1 protein-coding gene is annotated in these 2,424 nt (G+C 41.7%); it reads left to right on the top strand.

The window, feature by feature from the left end; translation table 11 throughout:
* Window positions 1-2,424: SusC/RagA family TonB-linked outer membrane protein (locus ACOVO2_RS11275; protein WP_421770067.1), on the top strand; the 2,424-nt coding region annotated here is incomplete at both ends.

Below are 2,424 nucleotides of genomic sequence, written 5' to 3'. Positions count from 1 at the left end.
TGACTGGTAATGTACCGGGTTTGATTACCAATGCCAGTACTGGACTTCCAGGAGCAGAAGACCCACAGATTTTGATTCGTGGTCGTAGTTCTTGGAATAATTCCGAGCCATTGATTCTTGTGGATGGGGTTGAACGTCCGATGAATAGTGTGGATATTAGTTCAGTAGAAACCATTACAGTATTGAAAGATGCTTCGGCGACGGCGGTTTTTGGTTCGAGAGGGGCAAACGGTGTAATTTTAGTGACGACCAAGCGTGGACAAACAGGCAAAGCTTCTATCAGAGCTACCGTAAACACGATTGTGAAAGCACCATCGAAGCTCCCACAAAAATATGATTCTTTTGATGCCCTGAGCATCAGAAATGAAGCTATTGAATATGAATTAGCTGCTCGACCAGAAGGCTGGAGAAATATTACGCCGCAAGCTATCATCAATAAATATCGCTTTCCTGCAAACTTAGCAGAAGCTGAGCGTTATCCGAATGTCGACTGGGAAGAAGCTTTGTTTAAGCCTTATGCTATTTCAAACAATGCAAACTTGAATATCAGCGGTGGAACAAATCTGGTGAAATACTTCACCAGTGCCGATTTCTTGCAAGAAGCAGACTTATTTAAAATCTATGACAATAAACGTGGCTACGAACAAGGTTTTGGCTTCAATCGACTTAATGTTCGTAGTAATTTAGACTTCCAACTTTCGAAAAGCACTTTATTTAAAACTAATTTGTCGGGTTCGTATGCCGTTAGAAAAAGTCCGTGGGGCTTCACAGGTAGCCAGTATGGCCCGTGGATTGATGCCTATAGTGCTGCACCAGATTTATTCTTACCTAAATACTCGGATGGTTCGTGGGGTTTTTATGCACCAAACCAAGCAAGAGCTGAAAACTCTGCTTTGAGCCTTGCTATTGGCGGTATTCAGTACCAAACTACTGCTCGTATTACAACTGACTTTACATTGGAGCAAGATTTAGACCGTCTCGTGAAAGGTTTAAGAGTTGCTGGAACAGTTTCGCTGGATAATACATTCGTAGAATCGAACCGTGGTGTAAATGACCTTTTCAATGGCACACAACGCAAGTGGATTAACCCAGACAACGGTGTAGAAGTATATCAGCAGGCAGTTGATGGTATCACTGGTTTCGATTTTCAAGAGGGTATCAAGTGGACGCCAGCAGCAGGTAGTATTGGTGCAAGCCAAAGACGTTTGTTCTATCAGTTACAACTGAATTATAACAAAACTATTGCAGGTAAGCACAATATCACGGCAATGGGTTTGACAAACCGAAACGTTTTTGCCAGCGGTAATACCATTCCATCGTATCGTGAAGACTGGGTTTTTAGAACTACCTACAATTTCAACAATAAATATACCATCGAATATAACGGTGCTTACAATGGCTCTGAGCAGTTTGCCAAAGATTATCGTTTTGCGTTTTTCTCTTCGGGTGGTGCAAACTGGGTAATCTCGAACGAGAATTTCATGAAGCCAATAAAATTCATCAATTCATTGAAACTACGTATGTCGTATGGTCAAACAGGATTTGATAATTTGGGTGTAAGATGGCCTTATTTAGAGCAATGGGCTTACGGCGGAAGGTCGAGATTGGGTGTTACGAACGAAGCTGCTGAGCAAAGCCCGTACACGTGGTATTCGCAGGCAACCGTTGGAAACCCGACTGTTCAATGGGAAGAATCAGAGAAGTTTAACTTAGGTTTAGATTTTGAAATTCTTAGAGGTTTGGTAAAAGGTAAAGCCGATATTTTCCAAGATAATAGAAGTAAGATTTTATTGACAGGAAGAGCTGATGTGCCGAGCTATTTTGGTGCTGCTCCACCAGTGGCCAACTTAGGGGCTGTAAAATCGCAAGGGTATGAGGTAGAATTACATTTCAGTAAAAATGTTGGAAAATTCCGTTTGTGGTCAGACCTAAACATGACACATACCGAAAACAGAATCTTGGAACGTGCCACACCAGAATTGCTTCCTGATTATCAAAAACCAGAAGGAATGCAAATCGACCAGACGTATTCTTTCGTGAACAACGGAATTTATAATACTTGGGACCAGCTCTATGGTAGCACCATGCACAACGTAAATGATAATCAGAAACTCGTAGGTAATTATTATTTAGTAGATTATAACGCTGACGGTGTTATTGATTCACAAGATAGAATTCCTTATGGACACACAGGTTGGCCACAAAATACTTACAACGCCACATTTGGTGTAGATTGGAAAGGTTTATCGGCTTTTGTTCAGCTTTATGCCGTCAATAACGTTACTCGTCAAGTTGTATTCACAAGTTTGAGCGGTCAGAGCAATACTGTTTATTATGAAGGTGCGTACTGGTCGCCACAAAATCCAAGTGGTACACCGATTCCACGCTGGCTTACTACTCCATTCGGAGACTACCGAGGAACAC

Origin of the sequence: Emticicia sp. (assembly GCF_049241225.1) — a bacterium.
GTDB lineage: Bacteria > Bacteroidota > Bacteroidia > Cytophagales > Spirosomataceae > Emticicia.
Note: the sequence above shows the minus strand (reverse complement) of the source record. Positions and strands in the feature narration are given on the sequence as shown.